A 506-nucleotide genomic window follows, 5' to 3' on the forward strand; every position below is an offset into this window, starting at 1 on the left:
GGCACCGGTCAGGGGATTTCCTGCGCTTTTTTCCTGACACTGGAGTGAATGAATGATGACTTCCCGGACTGAACCGGTCGAAAAAAAACTACCGGTGCAACTGACCGCGTGGCGTTTGTCGGTATCCCCGTGGGTCACCTCCCTCAGCCGGATAATTTTAATCTGGAGCAGTTTGAGTATCAGGTGACGCAGGCGGATACCGAATCTGCCGCCAGAATGCTGCTGTTTATGCTGACGCAGCTTGACGGCCACTACGGCCAGTGGGGACCGCAGTTTTCGGCGTACGCACCAGGCGTGGCTGACATCGGGCTGAACCGTCAGCTGTGTACCCGGATTGCAGGGGCGGTGACCACGCTTTTTTCCCGCCAGGATTTTACCGTGAGTGACGGGGGCTATGTGCAGCTGATGGACCTGCATCGCTGGCTGGCACTGATTTTTGCCGTCAGCCTCTACAGGCACGCCGACCATATCATCCGCAATATCAACGCAGCGGGGGGGGGCGTGGT

Annotated in this window: 1 pseudogene; it reads left to right on the forward strand. The window is 57.9% G+C overall.

Annotated features, from left to right (window positions below):
- Window positions 1-108: 108 nt before the first annotated feature.
- A pseudogene (locus NA624_RS23015) lies at window positions 109-506 on the forward strand (hypothetical protein); the annotation flags it as partial.

It is taken from the genome of Salmonella sp. NW38 (assembly GCF_051807745.1).
In the GTDB taxonomy this organism is placed as follows: Bacteria; Pseudomonadota; Gammaproteobacteria; order Enterobacterales; family Enterobacteriaceae; genus Salmonella; species Salmonella enterica.